The organism is Pseudarthrobacter sp. WHRI 8279, assembly GCF_040224115.2.
Taxonomy (GTDB): Bacteria; Actinomycetota; Actinomycetes; order Actinomycetales; family Micrococcaceae; genus Arthrobacter.
In genome coordinates this window covers 155,555-172,565 of sequence record NZ_CP168162.1, presented here as the reverse complement: position 1 = coordinate 172,565, position 17,011 = coordinate 155,555, and the positions used below count along the sequence as shown (strand labels likewise).

Annotated in this window: 14 protein-coding genes and 2 pseudogenes; 11 read left to right on the top strand and 5 right to left on the bottom strand. The window is 68.0% G+C overall.

What is annotated here, in order from left to right; all coding sequences use genetic code 11:
• Positions 1-192: 192 nt before the first annotated feature.
• Both ABRP28_RS00820 and ABRP28_RS00815 read right to left on the bottom strand, forming a co-directional pair.
• Positions 193-429, bottom strand: coding sequence for a BBE domain-containing protein (locus ABRP28_RS00820; RefSeq protein ID WP_350003845.1), 237 nt, complete (start codon positions 427-429; stop codon positions 193-195).
• 117 nt (positions 430-546) lie between these two features.
• Positions 547-867, bottom strand: a complete 321-nt coding sequence (locus ABRP28_RS00815) for a GYD domain-containing protein (protein ID WP_350003846.1) — start codon at positions 865-867, stop codon at positions 547-549.
• 299 nt (positions 868-1,166) lie between these two features.
• Between ABRP28_RS00815 and ABRP28_RS00810 the strand changes: the two genes are divergently transcribed.
• From ABRP28_RS00810 to ABRP28_RS00770, 9 genes and pseudogenes are all read left to right on the top strand, one after another.
• Positions 1,167-2,861, top strand: coding sequence for a SulP family inorganic anion transporter (locus ABRP28_RS00810; protein WP_350003847.1), 1,695 nt, complete (start codon positions 1,167-1,169; stop codon positions 2,859-2,861).
• Between the two features lie 160 nt (positions 2,862-3,021).
• Positions 3,022-4,206 (top strand): metallophosphoesterase family protein, encoded by a 1,185-nt coding sequence (locus ABRP28_RS00805; protein ID WP_350003848.1) that lies wholly within the window; start codon positions 3,022-3,024, stop codon positions 4,204-4,206.
• 86 nt (positions 4,207-4,292) lie between these two features.
• Positions 4,293-5,039 (top strand): annotated as a pseudogene (locus tag ABRP28_RS00800) (alpha/beta fold hydrolase); the annotation flags it as partial.
• A gap of 30 nt (positions 5,040-5,069) precedes the next feature.
• Positions 5,070-5,498: an NAD(+)--rifampin ADP-ribosyltransferase gene (gene arr, locus ABRP28_RS00795; RefSeq protein WP_350003974.1), complete on the top strand. Its 429-nt coding sequence runs from the start codon at positions 5,070-5,072 to the stop codon at positions 5,496-5,498.
• 134 nt (positions 5,499-5,632) lie between these two features.
• Complete coding sequence (locus ABRP28_RS00790) at positions 5,633-6,337, top strand: DUF998 domain-containing protein (protein WP_350003849.1); 705 nt, start codon at positions 5,633-5,635, stop codon at positions 6,335-6,337.
• 42 nt (positions 6,338-6,379) lie between these two features.
• Positions 6,380-6,934 (top strand): DM13 domain-containing protein, encoded by a 555-nt coding sequence (locus tag ABRP28_RS00785; protein WP_350003850.1) that lies wholly within the window; start codon positions 6,380-6,382, stop codon positions 6,932-6,934.
• A 94-nt stretch (positions 6,935-7,028) separates the two neighbouring features.
• On the top strand, positions 7,029-7,346 hold the full coding sequence (locus tag ABRP28_RS00780; RefSeq protein WP_350003851.1) for a hypothetical protein: 318 nt from the start codon (positions 7,029-7,031) through the stop codon (positions 7,344-7,346).
• A 9-nt stretch (positions 7,347-7,355) separates the two neighbouring features.
• Positions 7,356-9,887: a PEP/pyruvate-binding domain-containing protein gene (locus tag ABRP28_RS00775; protein WP_350003852.1), complete on the top strand. Its 2,532-nt coding sequence runs from the start codon at positions 7,356-7,358 to the stop codon at positions 9,885-9,887.
• A complete protein-coding gene (locus ABRP28_RS00770; RefSeq protein WP_350003853.1) occupies positions 9,871-10,080 on the top strand; it encodes a PEP-utilizing enzyme in 210 nt (69 codons plus the stop codon). Before ABRP28_RS00775 ends, ABRP28_RS00770 begins: the two co-directional genes overlap by 17 nt.
• Positions 10,081-10,082: 2 nt before the next feature.
• Here the strand turns inward: ABRP28_RS00770 and ABRP28_RS00765 are convergent, their stop codons facing one another.
• Both ABRP28_RS00765 and ABRP28_RS00760 read right to left on the bottom strand, forming a co-directional pair.
• Positions 10,083-10,226 (bottom strand): hypothetical protein, encoded by a 144-nt coding sequence (locus ABRP28_RS00765; protein ID WP_350003854.1) that lies wholly within the window; start codon positions 10,224-10,226, stop codon positions 10,083-10,085.
• A gap of 1 nt (position 10,227) precedes the next feature.
• A complete protein-coding gene (locus ABRP28_RS00760) occupies positions 10,228-11,622 on the bottom strand; it encodes an OFA family MFS transporter (RefSeq protein WP_350003855.1) in 1,395 nt (464 codons plus the stop codon).
• Between the two features lie 323 nt (positions 11,623-11,945).
• Here ABRP28_RS00760 and ABRP28_RS00755 point away from each other — a divergent pair, with 323 nt between their 5' ends.
• Positions 11,946-14,594 carry a PEP/pyruvate-binding domain-containing protein gene (locus ABRP28_RS00755; protein ID WP_350003856.1) on the top strand — a complete coding sequence of 883 codons (2,649 nt, stop codon included), beginning with the start codon at positions 11,946-11,948 and terminating at the stop codon, positions 14,592-14,594.
• Positions 14,591-15,975, top strand: a pseudogene (locus ABRP28_RS00750) (MBL fold metallo-hydrolase RNA specificity domain-containing protein). Before ABRP28_RS00755 ends, ABRP28_RS00750 begins: the two are co-directional and overlap by 4 nt.
• 15 nt (positions 15,976-15,990) lie before the next feature.
• Here the strand turns inward: ABRP28_RS00750 and ABRP28_RS00745 are convergent.
• A complete protein-coding gene (locus tag ABRP28_RS00745; protein ID WP_350003857.1) occupies positions 15,991-16,497 on the bottom strand; it encodes a hypothetical protein in 507 nt (168 codons plus the stop codon).
• Positions 16,498-17,011: the final 514 nt, after the last annotated feature.

Genomic DNA, 17,011 nt, shown 5'->3' with positions numbered 1-17,011 from the left:
GTCCTCCGGGTCGAGTGAATGCTGCCGGCCGTTCCAGCCGGCGCATCCACCCTCACAGCACCAGGTAAACGGTTACCCACGGGTAAGCCACGGGAAGTGGACGTGCACGTAACCACTCACCGAGCGGCAGGACCCGTCCAAGGTGCCTGCCGCCGTCGGACCCGCTCTGGGGTGACGGAAGACCCTTCCCTGTCAGCCCGCAGGTTTGATGTTCTGGTTGATATGGAACAGGTTGCCGGGATCGTACTTCGCCTTGATGCTGGCCAACCTGGCGTAGTTGCCGCCGTAGTTGTCCTCGATGCCGGACTGGTCGTCGGCGTCCAGGAAGTTGACGTAACCCCCGCCGGCTCCGTATGGATGCAGTGCCTGGAGGGCGACACCGTCACGGCCGCCGTGATGGACCGCCTCCCCGGCCGCACCGTCATCCACCGCGGCCGCGTGGTGGCGGACGCGCTGCAGCTGGTCTGAGCCAGGCGGCCGCCGTCGTCAATGCACGACGGCGGCCCGCTGGCATGTCTGCCAGCCTCCTTTACGGTCCCGGAGGTTTTACTTCCCCGGCGCGCGGTATGAAGGCGTCTTCTTGGCGGCCTCGTCAATGTCCTCCACCGTCAGGAGCGGCTTCAGGCGGACGTTGACGTTCCCGGTTGAGTTGATCAGCAGCGACAGTGCTGCCGCACTTGCATCGTCCGGCGCCTCGAAAACGCCCAGGACGTCGTAGTAGCCAAAGGCGTAGTAGAAGCACTCCAGCGTTCCGCCCACGGACTGCAACGCCTCCACCAGCGCGTCACGCCGCTTGGTGCCGCCCTCCTGCATAAGCCCCTTGATGCCCTGGCCCACGTATGTGGCCTCAAACAGATACTTCGGCACGGTTCTTTCCTTCCCTGGATCCCTAACCCGGTTTCTGTGGCCATCCGGAAGGTACCCGCGGAGCCCGGGCACGTTTGGCGCAGGATGGCATCCGCGCAGAATCCTCCTCACCTGGCTCCATCGCCATGCAGGAGCGGCCCAGATCCGGCCCCTAATCCCGTGGAAACGGGGCAACCGGCCCCGTTAACCGCAGACGCTATTCCTCCGGCCACGGGCAGTCAATACGCGTACACCCCATGCCGCCGCCTTCACAGCGCTGCATAATGGCGGGCAACCGCAGGATGGGCCATGATCGGAGCATGCGCCGCTCCGGAAAGCCCCGATCCTGGTGGATCCCGCCGTCGCTTCGCGGCTACAGGATGGAGTGGCTGCGGCACGACCTGGTGGCAGGGGCCGCGCTCTTCGCAGTCCTGGTGCCCGCGGGCATGGCCTACGCGCAGGCCGCCGGCCTCCCGCCGGTCACCGGCCTCTACGCGACAGTGGTGCCCTTGCTTGCCTACGCGGCTGTAGGGCCCTCGCGTGTGCTGGTGCTGGGCCCGGATTCAGCACTCGCCCCCATGATTGTGGCCGCCCTGCTGCCCCTGGCTGCGGCCGACGAGCAGAGGTCCGTGGCCCTGGCTGGCCTCCTGGCCATCCTGATCGGCGCCATCATGCTGGTGGGTTCGGCGCTGCGGCTGGGCATCGTGACGGGACTGCTGTCCAAGCCCATCCGGCTGGGCTACCTCAACGGCATTGCCCTGCTGGTGGTGGCCTCCCAGGTTCCCGTCCTCCTGGGGATCTCCGTGGACGGTGAAACGCCCTGGGACAAGCTCTTCGCCGCGGTGCCCAAGATACTCGCCGGTGAAACCAATATGGCGGCACTGCTGCTGGGGCTGGCATCACTGGCGCTCATTTTCGTGCCGCGTTGGCTGAAGTGGAAGGTGCCCGGCGTGCTGATCGCCGTCGTCGTGTCCTGCACCGCAGTGGCACTGCTGGGGCTCCGCGACCGGGTGGACGTTACCGGCGCCCTCCCGCAGGGGCTCCCTGCGCCGGCCCTCGGCGGGATCGGCTGGGCCGACGTCCTGGCGCTGCTGCCCGCCGCCGCGGGCATCGCCCTGATTGTCTTTGTGGACACCGGAACCCTGTCCCAGTCCCTTGCCGCCGCCCGCAACGGCAAGGTCTCCGGCAACCACGAAATGGCGGCCCTGGGCACGGCGAACGCAGCCAGCGGCCTGCTGGGCGGCTTCCCCATTTCTGCAAGCACCTCCCGCACGCCGGTGGCAGTGGAGTCGGGCTCGAAATCCCAGCTGACGGGCGTGGTGGGCGCAGTCCTGGTGCTCGGCTTCATGCTTGCAGCGCCCGGGGTGACCGAGTTCCTGCCGTCCACCACCCTGGCCGCCATCGTGATCGCCGCAGCGGCAGGGATCGCCGACCCTGCAGGGGTGCGCCGGCTCCTGGGCATGAGCCGCAGCGAATCGCTGGTGATGCTCGCGGCGTTCCTCGGGGTGACCATCCTGGGCGTCCTCCCCGGGATCGTCGTGGCCGTAGGCCTTGCCATCCTGGACTTCCTGCGGCGGGCCTGGGACCCCTACCGTGCCGAACTGGTGGACGTGCCCGGCGTGCCCGGCTACCACGACGTGAGCCGCCACCCGGACGGCGAGCGCGTCCCGGGCCTGCTGATCCTGCGCTTCGACGCGCCGCTGTTCTTCGGCAACGGCGCGCTGCTGGGGTCCTTTGTGCGCAACGCGCTGGACGAGGCCCCGCCCGGCACCGAACGCGTGGTGCTGGCGGCCGAGCCCGTAACGGGAATCGACACCACCGCCCTGGATGAGCTGATCCAGCTGGACGAATGGCTGGAACGGCACGGCGTGGACCTGGTGTTCGCGGAGATGAAAGGTCCGGTCAAGGACAGGCTGCTGCGGTACGGCATGGCCGCGCGCTTCTCCCCCGAACACTTCTATCCCACCGTGAGCGAGGCCGTGCGCGCGTTCCAGCGGGAGGAGCGGGAGGCGTAGCCGCCGCAGCAGCCGCGCGCCGCCGTCGCCCATTACGACGGCGGCACTTGGCTTGCGTCCGCAGCTGTTCACCCTGCGTTTGGGAACCGGTTCCCGCGGCTTCCTAGAGTCGCTGGGACGGCGGCGGGAAACCCGCCGCGCACAACGCGGAGAGGCAGCGATGACCACCAAGATCGACCAGCACACCTTCAGCCGGAGGACAGCCCTGGCAACCGCCGGCGCCCTCGGTGCCCTCGGGGCTGCGGTGGCTGCGGCAACCGGAGCCACCGCAGCCCCGGGCGCCAAGGCACCCAAGCCCACCCTGGCGTTCCGGCCCGACGGCCGCTTCAAGGTGGTCCAGTTCAATGACACCCAGGACGACGAGCAGACCGACCGCCGCACCATCGAGCTCATGGAGCGCACACTTGACGCGGAAAAGCCGGACTTCGTGGTGATCAACGGGGACGTCATCAACGGCGGCTGCGACACGGAGCTGGACGTCAAGCAGGCGCTCAACCAGGTGGTCAAGCCGATGGAAAGCCGGAAAATCCCCTGGGCCGTCACGTTCGGCAACCACGACGAAGACTCTGCGGCGAAGACCGGCATGACAGAAGCCAGGATGCTGCAGTTCCTGCAGAGCTATGAATACAACGTCAACGGCGACACCACGGATGGAGTCACCGGGACCTCCAACTCGCTGCTGCTGGTGCAGTCCTCCAAGTCCAAGGACCCTGCCTTCGGCCTGTGGCTCATCGACACCGGCCGCTACGCGCCGGATGCCATCAACGGCCAGGACTTCGAGGGCTACCCGGACTGGGACTGGGTACGGATGGACCAGGTGGCCTGGTACCGCAACCTCTCCATCGCCACCGAGCAGAAGTACGGCCGGAAGATCCCGTCCCTGATGTGGGGCCACATCGCACTCCACGAGCACCGCGCCATGTGGTTCGCGAGCATCGACTCGCGGACGGACGCGGACCACCAGCGTGCCGTGAAGAAGCACGGCATTGTGGGTGAACGGAACGAGGACGAGTGCCCGGGCCCCTTCAACTCAGGCTTGTTCAACGCCTTCCTGGAGCGCGGGGACGTGCGCGGCTACTTTGTGGGCCATGACCACGTGAACACCTACGTGGGCAACTACTACGGCGTGGAGCTCGGCTACGGCCCGGGTACCGGATTTGGTGCGTACGGGCTGCCCGGTGCCGACCGGAACAGGCTCCGTGGCGCACGCGTCTTTGAGCTCGACGAAAACCACGCCGGGATCTACAAGTCCACCCGGCTGGTCTTCGCCAGGGACTTCGGCATCGACCTGGCGGCCAACGACCAGCCGGTCACTCCCGATCCCCTGGGCCCGGCGCAGCTTTAGCCTGGTTCAGGGGTCCCGGGACCTGCGTGCCCAAGCGGTGTGCCGCCGTCGTTCTTCCCTTCAAGCACCCGGCGTACGCTGATGCCATGGAATCCGAGGTCCGGAACCTGGCCCTCCGCACCGGCATCTCGGTGCCGTGCCTGGTCCAGGGCGACGCGGACGCGGCACCGTTGCTCCTGCTGCATGCGTGGGGCGAATCGCGCCGCTGCTTCGACCGCCTGCTGCCTGGGCTCGCCGGCTTCCGGGTCTATGCCCCGGACCTCCGCGGCCAGGGCGGGGCGGACAAACCGGAGGCCGGCTACTCCCTGGGCGAACAGGCCGAGGACGCGGCGGCCGTTCTGGACGCCGTTGGTGTGGAGACGGCGTTTGTCCTCGGTTCCTCCAGCGGCGGTTATGTGGCCCAGCAGCTCGCTGTGGTGCAGCCCGGGCGGGTGGCGGCGCTGGTCCTGGTGGGGTCGCCGCTGAGCCTGCGGGGGCGGCCGGCCTTCGCCGAGGAGGTGGAGCGGCTGGCCGATCCCATCGATGAGGCCTGGGTCCGGGCGTCGCTCTCCTGGTTCACCCTGCACCAGCCTGTTCCGGACTGGTACCTGGAGGACCGGGTGCGCGACGGCGTCCGGATGCCTGCCCACGCCTGGCAGAAGATTCTCGACGGGCTGGCTGCAGCCGTCCCGCCCACCGAAGCCGGCACCATCCGGACGCCCACGCTGATCCTCTACGGCGGCCAGGATGACCTGCTGCCGCTGCAGGACGAGGAGGTCCTGGCCTCGCGGATTCCGGGCGCCGTGCTGAAGGTCTATCCCGACGCCGGGCACCTGGTCCTGTGGGAGTGCCCGGACCGGGTGGCCTCGGATGCCGCGGCGTTCCTGCACCCGCTGGAGAACACCCCGGCCAGCCCAAACGACTCCGGGCCCTTCTATCACGGCACCAAAGCCCACATGCAGCCCGGGGACCTGCTGCTTCCCGGGTACGCCTCCAACTACGGGGGACGGAACGCCGCGAACCACATCTACTTCACCGCCACCCTGGACGCCGCCACCTGGGGCGCAGAACTCAGCGCGGGCGAGGGGCCCGGCAGGATCTACCGGGTGGAGCCCACCGGGCCGTTCCAGGACGACCCCAACCTGACCGACAGGAAGTTCCCCGGCAACCCCACCCGGTCCTACCGCACCCGCGAACCCCTCCGCGTGCTCGGCGAGGTTTCGGAGTGGCAGCCGCACTCCCCCGAGGCGCTGCAGCACATGCGCAGCCACCTGGAGGAACTGAAGCGGCAGGGCATCGAGGCCATCGACTAACCGGGCGGGCAAGGCCGTTCGGCCCTACCTGTATATGGCAAGCGGGCACACGCTGGAAGGAGCAGGCATCAGGGCCCCATGCCCGCGGGTCCTGCGCCCCCTTTTTGGCCGCGGGCTTTGAGGAACGTTTCACAATGCCGATCGCCAAAGGGCGCCACCCCCAGCGCACCCGGGCCGCACAAACCGGCAGCCCGCGGCGGGACGCCGTCCGGAAGATCCTCCTGGCCGCCGGGCCGCTGTCTTCGCTGCTCTACGTGGTTGCCACGGACGGGCTGGCGGCATCCCAGTGGGAGGGGTACCGCCGCACCGAGCAGATGGTGAGTGAACTGTTCGCCGTCGGCTCCCCCGGCCGGGACGTCCTGGGACCGTTCCCGTGGCTCTACACTGCCCTCTTCACCGCTTTCGGTGTGGGCGTATGGAACTCCGTGCACGGGAGCCGCGCCCTGCGCATCGCCGGCGGCCTGCTCATCGCCTACGGGCTCTGGAACATCATGGGCGCGCTGTACCCGCTGACGCTGGGAGACGATGCGTCCATTCCCATGCATATCTTCGCCACGAACATCCAGCTGGCACTGATGGTGGCCGCGATGTCCTTCGTGGCGGCGGGGTTCCGCGGCCGGATGCGGTGGTATTCGATCCTCTCGCTCGCCGCCTCGGCGCTCATGGGCATGGTGGCGTTCGCAGCGGCTCCCGGGCCAAACCTGGTGCTGGGCATCGGCGAGCGCATCAGCATCGGGGCGTTCCTGTTGTGGGTGGCAGTCCTTGCCGTGGCGCTGTGGAGGAGTGGGCTGTGGAGGCGTGGGCCGGCCGAGGAACGCAAAGATCCATCCGCTCGTTGAGGGGATATGGGAAAGCGCGCTGCCATCTCGGCAGGATTGTTCGTGGCTGCAATTGCTTTGGGCGTGGGGCTGTACCTTTTCCAGCCCTGGCGGATCTTCACCAGCTCCACCGTGACCGAGGACATCCCGGCCGCTGCCCCACTCGCAATCCCGTCCCAGGAATCAACGGCGGAACCCAGCGCGCCCCCGGCGTCCGCCACACCCAGCGAGCCAACCACACCCAGTGAGCCAGCCGCGCCCGCGGCTCCCCGGGAACTCGCAACGGGCCAGCTCATCAGCCACGAACATGCCAGCTCGGGAACGGTACGGATCCTTGAGCTCGCGGACGGCAGCCGGATCCTCCGGCTCGAAGGCCTTGACACCTCTGACGGGCCGGACCTGAAGGTGTGGCTGAGCGACGCCCCCGTCATTGAGGGAGTGGCAGGCTGGCACGTCTTCGACGACGGCGCCTACCTGGACCTGGGCGCCCTCAAGGCCAACAAGGGCGACCAGAACTACGAGATTCCGGCGGCAGCCGTCCTGGGTGACTACACCTCGGTCAGCATCTGGTGCGCCCGCTTCGCCGTGTCCTTCGCAGCCGCAGAGCTGAACGCGTAGTCCCCCCCAAAGTAGGGCACTTCTCCCCTGTGCACGGTCCGCTCCCGGGACTAGCCTGATCCGCATCAGCGTCCACCGCCGTCGAGGAGCCGTCATGCCCGGGTTTGTGCAGATCATCGAATTCAGGACCTCCCGCATCAAGGAAATCGAGGAGCTGGGCCGCCCCTCGCGGACCGGGGGAAGCAGTCCGGCCACGTTCCGCAGCATCATTGCCACAGCGGACAGGGACCGCCCGGGGACCTATTTCACCATCGTCGAGTTTGATTCCTTTGACTCGGCCATGGAGAATTCCGGCCGGCCGGAGACGTCCGAGTTCGCGGCCACAATGGCGAAGCTGTGCGACGGTCCCGTGATCTTCCACAACCTTGACGTCATGTGGGAGGACACCGGGGACGGTCCGGGCAACGGCTAGGAGCAGGCCATGGCTTCAGGAAGTGCCGGCGCCGGCGCGGACCTGGTGGCTGACCTCAGCCGGCTGGGATCAGCGTCGCTGGCCACTGTGGGCGGCAAGGCCCTCAACCTGGGCCGGCTTGTGGCCGCGGACTTCCCGGTTCCGCCGGGGTTCTGCCTGACGACGGCGGCCTACCGGATAGCCGCGCCCGCCGGCCTGGACGCCATCGCCGCCCGCCTTGACGGCGCCGGAAGTGCGGGGGCGGAAACGTCCGACGGCGGCAGCGGACTTCCGGACGACCACCGGGACGGCCTCGCGCGGCAGGCCCGCGAGGCCGTGCTGGCAGCACCCGTCCCGCCCGACGTCGAAGCCGCCATCCGCGAGGCCTACGCCGCGATGGGCGGCGGACCGGTGGCGGTACGCTCGTCCGCGACCGCCGAGGACCTGCCCTTCGCCAGCTTCGCCGGGCAGCAGGACTCCTTCATGGACGTGGACGGGGCCGACGCCGTCGTCCAGGCCGTCCGGCGCTGCTGGGCCTCCCTCTGGACGGACCGCGCCGTGGCCTACCGCACCACGAACGGAATCAGCCACCGCGAGGTGGGACTCGCCGTCGTGATTCAACGCATGGTGGACGCCGCCACGGCAGGCGTGCTGTTCACGGCCAACCCCGTGACCGGAACCCGGACGCAGACGGTCATCGACGCCAGCGCCGGGCCGGGACAGCAGGTGGTCTCCGGCGCCGTGAATCCGGACCACTTCGTGGTGGAGACGGCCTCGGGCCGGATCCTGCAGCAGCCAACGAATGCACCCAGCCTGACGGACACGCAACTTCACGAACTCACCTCCCTGGGTGACGATGCCCAGCGGCTGTTCGGCGCGCCCCAGGACGTGGAATGGGTCATCGACGGCGGCGGCAAGGCCTGGCTGACCCAGTCCCGCCCCATCACCACGCTGTACCCGCTGCCGGAGGACGACCCGTTCACTGGGCAATCCGGCACGGACAGCGTGGGCGGCGCGGGCAGCGCAGCCTCCGGCGCGGACGGCACCGATACCCGGGTGTACCTGTGCGGAACCCTGATGCAAGGACTCACCCGCCCCATCACGCCGATGGGCCTCCATGTGCTGGCCCTCATGCGCGGCAACAACAACGGGCCGTGGAAAACCGTGAACCCGGGCCTGCGGATGTACGTGGACCTGACGCCTATCCTCCGCAACAAATCCGGCCGCGACCTGATGGCCAGGATGCTGCCGCTCGCAGACGGACGGTCCGCCGTCATCCTCCCTGCGCTCCTGGACGATCCGAGGTTCAGTGCTGCCCGGCCTCCGCGCCGGACATCGAAAGCCAACACCGCCCCCGCCCGGGCACAGGCCAAAGGCGCGCAGGGCACCCAGGGCCTGGGTGTTTTCTTGGGGATCATTCCCGGCATGGTCCGCGCCCTGCTGTGGCCGGACCGCGAACTGCGGCGGGCACGGCGGTACCAGGACCGCCTGGCAGCACGGTTCGCCCTCCCCCTGCCGGCCACCGCCACCAGGCGACTCCAGCACACCGAGGACATCCTGGCCACCTCCATCAACAGTCTGATCCAGGCCACGCTGCCGGGCCCGTCCCTGGGCTACCTGATGCTGGCCCTGGCACGGGGGCTGCTGCGCGGAATTGCCGAGCCGCGTGAGCTTGAGGCCGTGCTGCGCGGGCTTCCCCACAACGTGACTACCAACATGGACCTGGAGCTGTGGCACCTGGCGGTGTCCCTTGGCGGTAATCCGGAGTCACGCCGGGCGTTCAGTGAGCTGACGCCCGGCGAGCTGACCGGCCGCTACAGGGCAGGCACGCTGCCCGCCCCGGCACAGTCCGGGCTGCGGCAGTTCCTCTCACAGTACGGCCACCGTGCCGTGGCGGAGATTGACCTGGGAATGCCCAGATGGTCCGAAAAGCCCGAGCACATCCTGGGGATGATTTCCAACTATCTCCGAGTGGAGGATCCCGAACAAGCTCCCGACCGCCAGTTCGCCCGGGCGGCCGAGCACGCCGAGACCCGGATCAGCGAACTGGTGCAGCGCGCCGGGGCAAAGAGCCGGTTGCGGGGACGCCTCGTGGCGCTGTGCCTGCGCCGGACGCGGCAGCTTTCCGGCCTGCGGGAGCTGCCGAAATTCTGCATCGTGCTGGTGATGGCGGAGATGCACCGGCAGCTGACGGAGGTGGGCGCCGAACTGGCAGGGAACGGAACCATCGGCGACGCCGGTGACGTGTTCTTCCTGGACTTCGACGAACTGCGGGTGGGCCTTCGCGGGGGGGGACCTGAAGGGAATTGTCGCCCGCCGCCGGAGGCTGTACGACGTCGAACTGCGGCGCCGGCGCATTCCGCGCCTCCTGCTTTCCGACGGCACAGACGTGGAGGCTGCCATGATGGCGGCGGCCGCCGGCCTGCCCCAACAGGCTGCGGACGACCGGCTGACGGGGACACCCGCGTCGGCAGGCACCGCCACAGGAAAAGCCAGGGTGATCATGGACCCCGTGGGTGCCCGCCTGGAACCCGGGGAAATCCTGGTGGCACCCTCCACTGACCCCGGCTGGACGCCGCTCTTCATGACCGCGGGGGCGTTGGTGATGGAGATGGGCGGCGTCGTCTCGCACGGGGCCGTAGTGGCCCGCGAATACGGCATCCCGGCGGTAGTGGGCGTTGCCGATGCCACCACGCGGCTGCGTGACGGCCAGAGCATTACGGTGGACGGTGCCGCCGGAACCGTGACCTGGTGAGGCTACCCGAACAGCGCCGCCACCCGGGTCAGGGTCTGGTAGATCCCGTACGCCAGAGGGACTCCGACCAGCGCCCAGGCGACGGCGAGCTTGCCGGTGGATACTTTGGCGGGCACCTGCGCGCCGGTGTTGTGTGCGGTGCTCATCTCAGGCCTCCATGGCAGGTTCGTGTGCCCGTCCGCGGTCCGGGCGGGGTTCGTGGAATCGTGCATCCACCGGTTTGACCATCAGGTTGGCCAGGAAACCGATCACCAGCAGCACCACCATGGTCAGCAGCGCCGGCTGGTAGGACACGGCGTTCAGCTGCCCGGGCTTGCCCTGGGCGTCCAGGAACGCGTTGACGATCAGCGGCCCGGCCACGCCGGCGGCGGACCACGCGGTGAGCAGCCGGCCGTGAATGGCACCCACCTGGTACGTTCCGAAGAGGTCCCGCAGGTAGGCCGGGACGGTGGCGAAACCGCCGCCGTAGAAGGAGATGATGACGAACGCCAGTGCCACGTAGAGGACGGTGGTGGTGGAGCCGGCCAGCGCCAGCACCGTATAGAGCACGGCGCCGACGCCCAGGTACACCATGTAGATGCGCTTGCGGCCGGTGACATCCGAGGTGGCGGACCAGGCGAAGCGTCCGGCCATGTTGCCGATGGAGAGAAGCCCCACGAAGCCCGCGGCGACGGCGGCACTCACCAGGGAGACGCCGTCGGACTGGCGGAAGAAGTCCTGGATCATCGGCGCGGCCTGCTCCAGGATGCCAATGCCCGCGGTCACGTTGCAGAACAGTGCGATCCACACCAGCCAGAACTGCCGGGTCTTCACGGCGTTCTTTGCCGACACGTTCTCTGTGGTGACCAGCTTGGCGGCCTTGACCTTACTGGGGTCGAAACCCGCCGGCTTCCAGCCGTCCGCGGGGACCTTGATGGTGAAGGCGCCGAACAGCATGTAGGCGAGGTAGACGACGGCGAGGGTCAGGAAGAGCCTGCCCACGGCATCGCCGCTGGCCACCCAGTCCTTGGCGCCGGAGTTGGGATCGTACATTTTGAGCAGCGCCGTGGAGACGGGGCTGGCGATCAGCGCACCGCCCCCGAATCCCATGATGGCCATGCCGGTGGCCAGGCCCGGCCGGTCCGGGAACCACTTGATCAGGGTGGATACCGGCGAGATGTAGCCGATGCCCAGCCCGATCCCGCCCACCACGCCGTAGCCGAGGTACACGAGCCACAGCTGGCTCGTGAAGATGCCGAGCGATCCGATCAGGAAGCCGCCCGCCCAGAACATGGCGGAGGTGAACATGGCCTTGCGCGGGCCGTTCCGGTCCACCCAGGTGCCCATGATGGCGGCGGACAGTCCCAGCATCACGATGGCGATGGAGAAGATCACGCCGATCTCGGTCAGGCTGGCGCCGAAATGCTTGACCAGGGCCGTCTTGTACACACTCGTGGCATAGGCCTGGCCGATGCAGAGATGGACGGCGAGCGCCGCGGGCGGCACCAGCCAGCGGTTGAATCCCGGCGGGGCAACGGTTCGTTCTCGGTCCAGCCAGCCCATGGTGCTCCCTTGCTCGTCAAAGACGTCAGTGTCCTCCAGCTGCCACAGCGCACACCCCTCCAGAGGCGAAAGTCCCCCCTATGCCGCCGTGGCCTCCGGCAATCATGGTGCAGATACTAAGCAAACGAACCTTTTATGCGGTGAGCGGTAGGAAACGCGCGGTGAACGGTGCGGGGCCTGCCCGCCCGTCCACGCGGCGCCGTCCTAATTTGCGACGACGGCACCTGACTTTGGACCCATGGCAAGCCGCCCCCGGCGGTGCCAGTATGTGAGCATCAGGTTCACCCCAAGCGCCCCCACCCGGGCAGCAAGGACGCGCGGCCATGAGCTACATCAAGGACCTCAGCGATGTGGGACCCGGCGATCTTGCCGCAGCAGGCGGCAAGGCCGTGGGACTGGGCGGCCTCATCCGGGCCGGACTGCCGGTGCCTCCCGGGTTCGTGCTGACCACCGCCGCGTACTCGCAGTTCGTTGAGAAAAACAGCCTAGGAGCGGGCATTCAGGAGCTCGCGGCGCTGCCACCGCAGGCGGAGCCGCAGGCCTACGTGGATGCCTCCCGGCGGATCAGCGAGCTGTTCAGGACCGGCACCATGCCCGCCAGGATCGCCGCCGAACTCGGGGCCGCCTACGGGCGCCTCGGCAGCGGAACGCCCGTGGCCGTCCGCTCCTCCGCCACGGCCGAGGACCTCGCCACCGCCAGTTTCGCCGGGCAGCAGGAAACCTTCCTGAACATCCGCGGCATGGTGGAACTCTCCACTGCGGTGATTGATAGCTGGGCGTCGCTCTGGACGGCGCGCGCCATGTCCTACCGCGCCCGCGAAGGCGTGGACCCCGGCCAGGTGCGCCTCGCCGTCGTCATCCAGCAGATGGTGGAAGCCGAGGCCGCCGGGGTCATGTTCACCGCCAACCCCGCCAACGGCCGGCGGGACCAGACGGTGATCAGCGCCGCGTGGGGCCTGGGCGAAGCGGTGGTCAGCGGAAAGGTCACCACCGATGACCTGGTGGTGGACGCCGGAACCGGCGCCGTGGTGTCACGGCGGACGGCCAGCAAGGACGTCATGACCGTCTACGCGGAGAACGGCACCCGGGAGCAGCCAGTGGCGGCAGCCCGCCGTCGTGAACCCGTGCTTGAGGACCGGGAAGCGGCGGAACTTGCCGGCCACGGGCAGCGGGCAGCCGCCCACTTCGGTGCCCCGCAGGACATTGAGTGGGCGCGGGCCGGCGGCAGGTTCTTCATCCTCCAGTCCCGCCCCATCACCGCGCTGCCCGAGCCAACGGCCGACACCCCGGAGGCCTGGCCCGTACCGTACCCGAACGGGCTCTACTTCCGCGCCAGCATCGTGGAACAGCTGCCCGATCCGCTCACGCCGCTGTTCGCCGACCTGGTGGACAGCTCGGTGGCAAAGTCGCTGCAGGCCCTGATGGTGGAGGCCCTGGGCAAGAGCGTCATCCGTGACGGCGACGTTGGACTGCCCACCGTCAACGGCTACGCCTACTACTATTACCGCAGCTCAGGCATGTGGCGGATGATGGTCAAGCTGCCGACGGCGCTGGGCGCGCTGGCCCGCGGCAAGGCGCACATGGGGATCGCCGGGTGGCGGGAGTTCTCGCACCCCCGCTACGAACGGGTGATCAAGGACCGGCAGGCCAGGCCCCCGGCGGAGCTCACCGGCGACGAGTTGCTGGCGGGCGCGCAGGCGCTGCTGGACGCCGGCACCGTCTACTACACGGCCGTTCAGTCAATCATCCCGCTCGCCACCAGCAGCGAGCTCGCGTTCCGCACCTTTTACGACAAGCTGGTCCGGCGCGCCGGGGATCCCCCGGCCCAGACGTTCCTCCTGGGGTACGACAGCCAACCCATCCAGGCGGAGAAGTCGCTGTGGGACCTGGCCGCCTGGGCCCGCAGTGACCCCGGGCTGACAGCAGTGCTGTTGGAACAGCCGACGGCGGTGCTCGCCGAGTGCCAGCGCACCGGCTCGCCGCCCGCAGGCGTGGACGATGCCCTGTGGCAGGAATGGCGTTTCACCTTCCGGGAGCACCTGGACCGCTACGGCCACGCGGTCTACAACCTTGATTTCGCCACCCCGGTGGCCGCGGATGATCCCTCCACCCTCCTGGCAACGGTGAAGTTCTACCTGCGGGGGCAGGGCACCGACCCCCATGAGCGGCAACGGCTGTTGACCGAGCGCCGGGAAGAACTGACTGCCCGGATGGCGGCCCGGCTGGGGCCGCGCCGGCGCGCCGCCTTCCTCCGGCTGCTCCGGTGGGCCCAGGACACCGCGCCCATCCGCGAAGACGCGCTGGCCGACGTCGGACTGGCCTGGCCGCTGCTGCGTCAGATGCTGCTGGAACTCGGGCGCCGGCTGGTGGCCTCCGGCGTCATCGCCCAACCCGCCGACGTGTTCTGGCTGCGCTTCCGGGAGCTGCGGACCGCCGTCGAGTTCGGCCTCGCCGCTCCCGGAGCGCGGGCCGCCATTACCGGAGCGGACCGCCCGGTCCGGGACGCCGCCGTCGAGGAACGCCGGATGCTGTGGCGGGGCCAGGCGAGGGCCGCCGCCCCGCAGATGCTCCCGGAGCGCCGGTGGATGGAGAAAGCCCTCGGGTCCATGATGCCGGCCGCGTCGCAACGCCAGCGCGGCGACGTCATCAAGGGCGCGGGCGCCAGTTCAGGGAGGGTCACCGCTCCGGCCCGCATCCTGGCCGGGCCACGGGACTTCGGCCGGATGGAGCCCGGAGATGTCCTGGTTGCCCGCATCACCACTCCCGCGTGGACGCCGCTGTTCGCTATGGCCTCCGCGATAGTGACGGACGTGGGCGGCCCGCTCAGCCACAGCTCCATCGTGGCCCGCGAGTACGGCATCCCCGCCGTACTGGGCACCGGCGTGGCCACGCAGCGGCTGGCCACCGGGCAGCAGGTCACCGTGGATGGCGACGCCGGTACGGTCACCATCGAGCACCAGGAGCGGGCATGAGGGAACAGCATCCCCCGACGCTGCGTTTCCTGGGGGCTACGGACACGGTGACGGGCTCCCGCTACCTGGTCCGCTCGCAGGGCCGGCAGGTCCTGGTGGACTGCGGGCTCTTCCAGGGATACAAACGCCTCCGCGACCGCAACCGTGTGCCTTTCCCGGTCAATCCAGCGAACATCGACGCCGTTGTCCTGACCCACGCGCACCTGGACCACACCGGCTACGTTCCCGCGCTGGTCCGCGACGGTTTCCGCGGCCCCGTCTACGCAACCGCCGGCACAACGGAGCTGTGCAAGCTGCTGCTGCCTGACAGCGGTTACCTCCAGGAAGAGGAGGCCCGCTACGCAGACCACGCGGGATCCACCTCGCACCACCCTCCCGTGCCCCTCTACACGGCAGCGGACGCCGTCCGGTCGCTGGACAGTTTCATCAGCCGCGACTTCGATGCACCGTTCCCGCTGCCCGGGGGCATCGAGGCAACCTTCCTGCCCGCCGGCCACATCCTCGGCGCGGCACAGGTGCATCTCAAGCTCGGCGGCCGCACCGTCCACTTCACCGGCGATCTTGGCCGCGCCAACGACCCCCTGATGTACCCGCCCCGGGCGCTGGAACCGGTCAACGTGCTGGTCACCGAATCCACCTACGGCAACCGGGAACACCCGGCAGGAAACCCGGAAGCGGAACTGGGCGCGATCATCACGCGGGTGGCCAAGAGGCAGGGGTCATCATGATCGCAGCGTTCGCGGTGGGCCGGGCCGAAACGGTGCTGCTGCACCTCTCCCGCCTCCTGGCCAAGGATGCCATCCCGCCCATCCCCGTCTACCTGAACAGCCCCATGGCCATCGACGCGTCCGGCATGTACCAGCGGCACCGCGAGGAACACCGGCTCAAAGACCGCGAATTCGAGGCCATGTACAAAGTGGCTGTCCCCGTCCGCAGCCCGGACGAGTCCAAGCTGCTCAACCTCCGCGGCGGACCCATGATCATCATCTCGGCCAGCGGCATGCTCACCGGCGGCAGGATCCTCCACCACCTGGCAAGCTACGGGCCCGATCGGCGGAACGCCATCATCCTCAGCGGCTACCAGGCGGGCGGAACCAGGGGCGCCTCACTGGCAGCGGGCGGGAAGTACCTGCGCATTTACGGGCAGGAGGTCAGGATCGAGGCCGAGGTCATCCAGATGGAAGGACTGTCCGCGCACGCAGACTCCAAGGGCATCATCGAATGGATGAAGGCTGCACCCCAGGCGCCGTCCATGACGTACATCACCCACGGGGAACCGGACGCCTCTGACGCCCTCCGGGCACGCATCAAGCACCAACTCGGCTGGAAAGTCCGCGTCCCGGAGCACCTGGAGAGCATCTCGCTGGAGAACCCGCGCTGACGGACTGAGCAGCCTTTACATTCCGCCGATGAGGACATTGTCGTGGATCTTCTTCCAACCACTGTCTTCAAGAGCGCGCGTATCGAAACCCGTCGTCACCAGTTTCGCTGTCGGCTGGCCGACGTGGCCTACCGTCACAATCTCCCGGTCATTCGTGATCCCGTCGCTGCATCCGATGCTCCACTGGTCGGGCTCATCGACGGGATAAACGGCTATGCATGCCTTGGTGAAGTCTTCGCTTTCGGCCGCGAAGTACTTCACTCCCGTGTCCTCGACCAGAAGCCTGAAATCGGAAGGCTGGTCGGGGCTAGCGTTCCGAACGTCGGCCAGCAGATTATCCCGCGCGTCCACTTCCCGGTGGACAGCCGTAATTCCCTGGTAGCCAGAGCAGGCAGGCAATAACAGTAGTGCAGCAGCGATGGCCACCGTCTTAGAAACCCGATTTTTCATTATGTCCCCCCAAAAATGACTGTTCTCGAACCTACCAAGAACCGTCAGGGAAAGAACGGAGTGATTATTCATCTCCCGCTGCAACGGAATTGGTACAAGAGTTGGCTCCCAGGAGCGCCTCCGACGACCGCCGGCGGCTAAGCCGACCCAACGACGGAGGGGTCGAAGCGGCGGCTTTGAGGGAAAGCTAGTCGTTCTTAGTGCGTTGACTAGATTCATCTCTTATTGCACGCCTCACGACCCAATAGACGGCCACCAGCAGGATCACTGACCAAAATACGATGAACAGGAAGTTCCCCAGCTGGTCCTCGAATAGCACTCTGAATACCCCCAAATATGTGCCGCAGATGTCGGTTGCCTCAGCCTACGGCAGCGAAAGCAACGTTGTTCCAACCCGGTCGGCTGGAACAACGAACTGAAGATTCAGGGTCGGGTGTCAATGACCCGCAAAGCCTCCTAAATCGTCTCAGACTCGCGAATTTTCTCTGAGTAATAGGACCTCATGCCGTGCTTTACACCCAAGCGAATAATCCAGTACAGGACGACTGCAACGAGAAGCGCGGGTAAGACAATGGCAACTATGGAC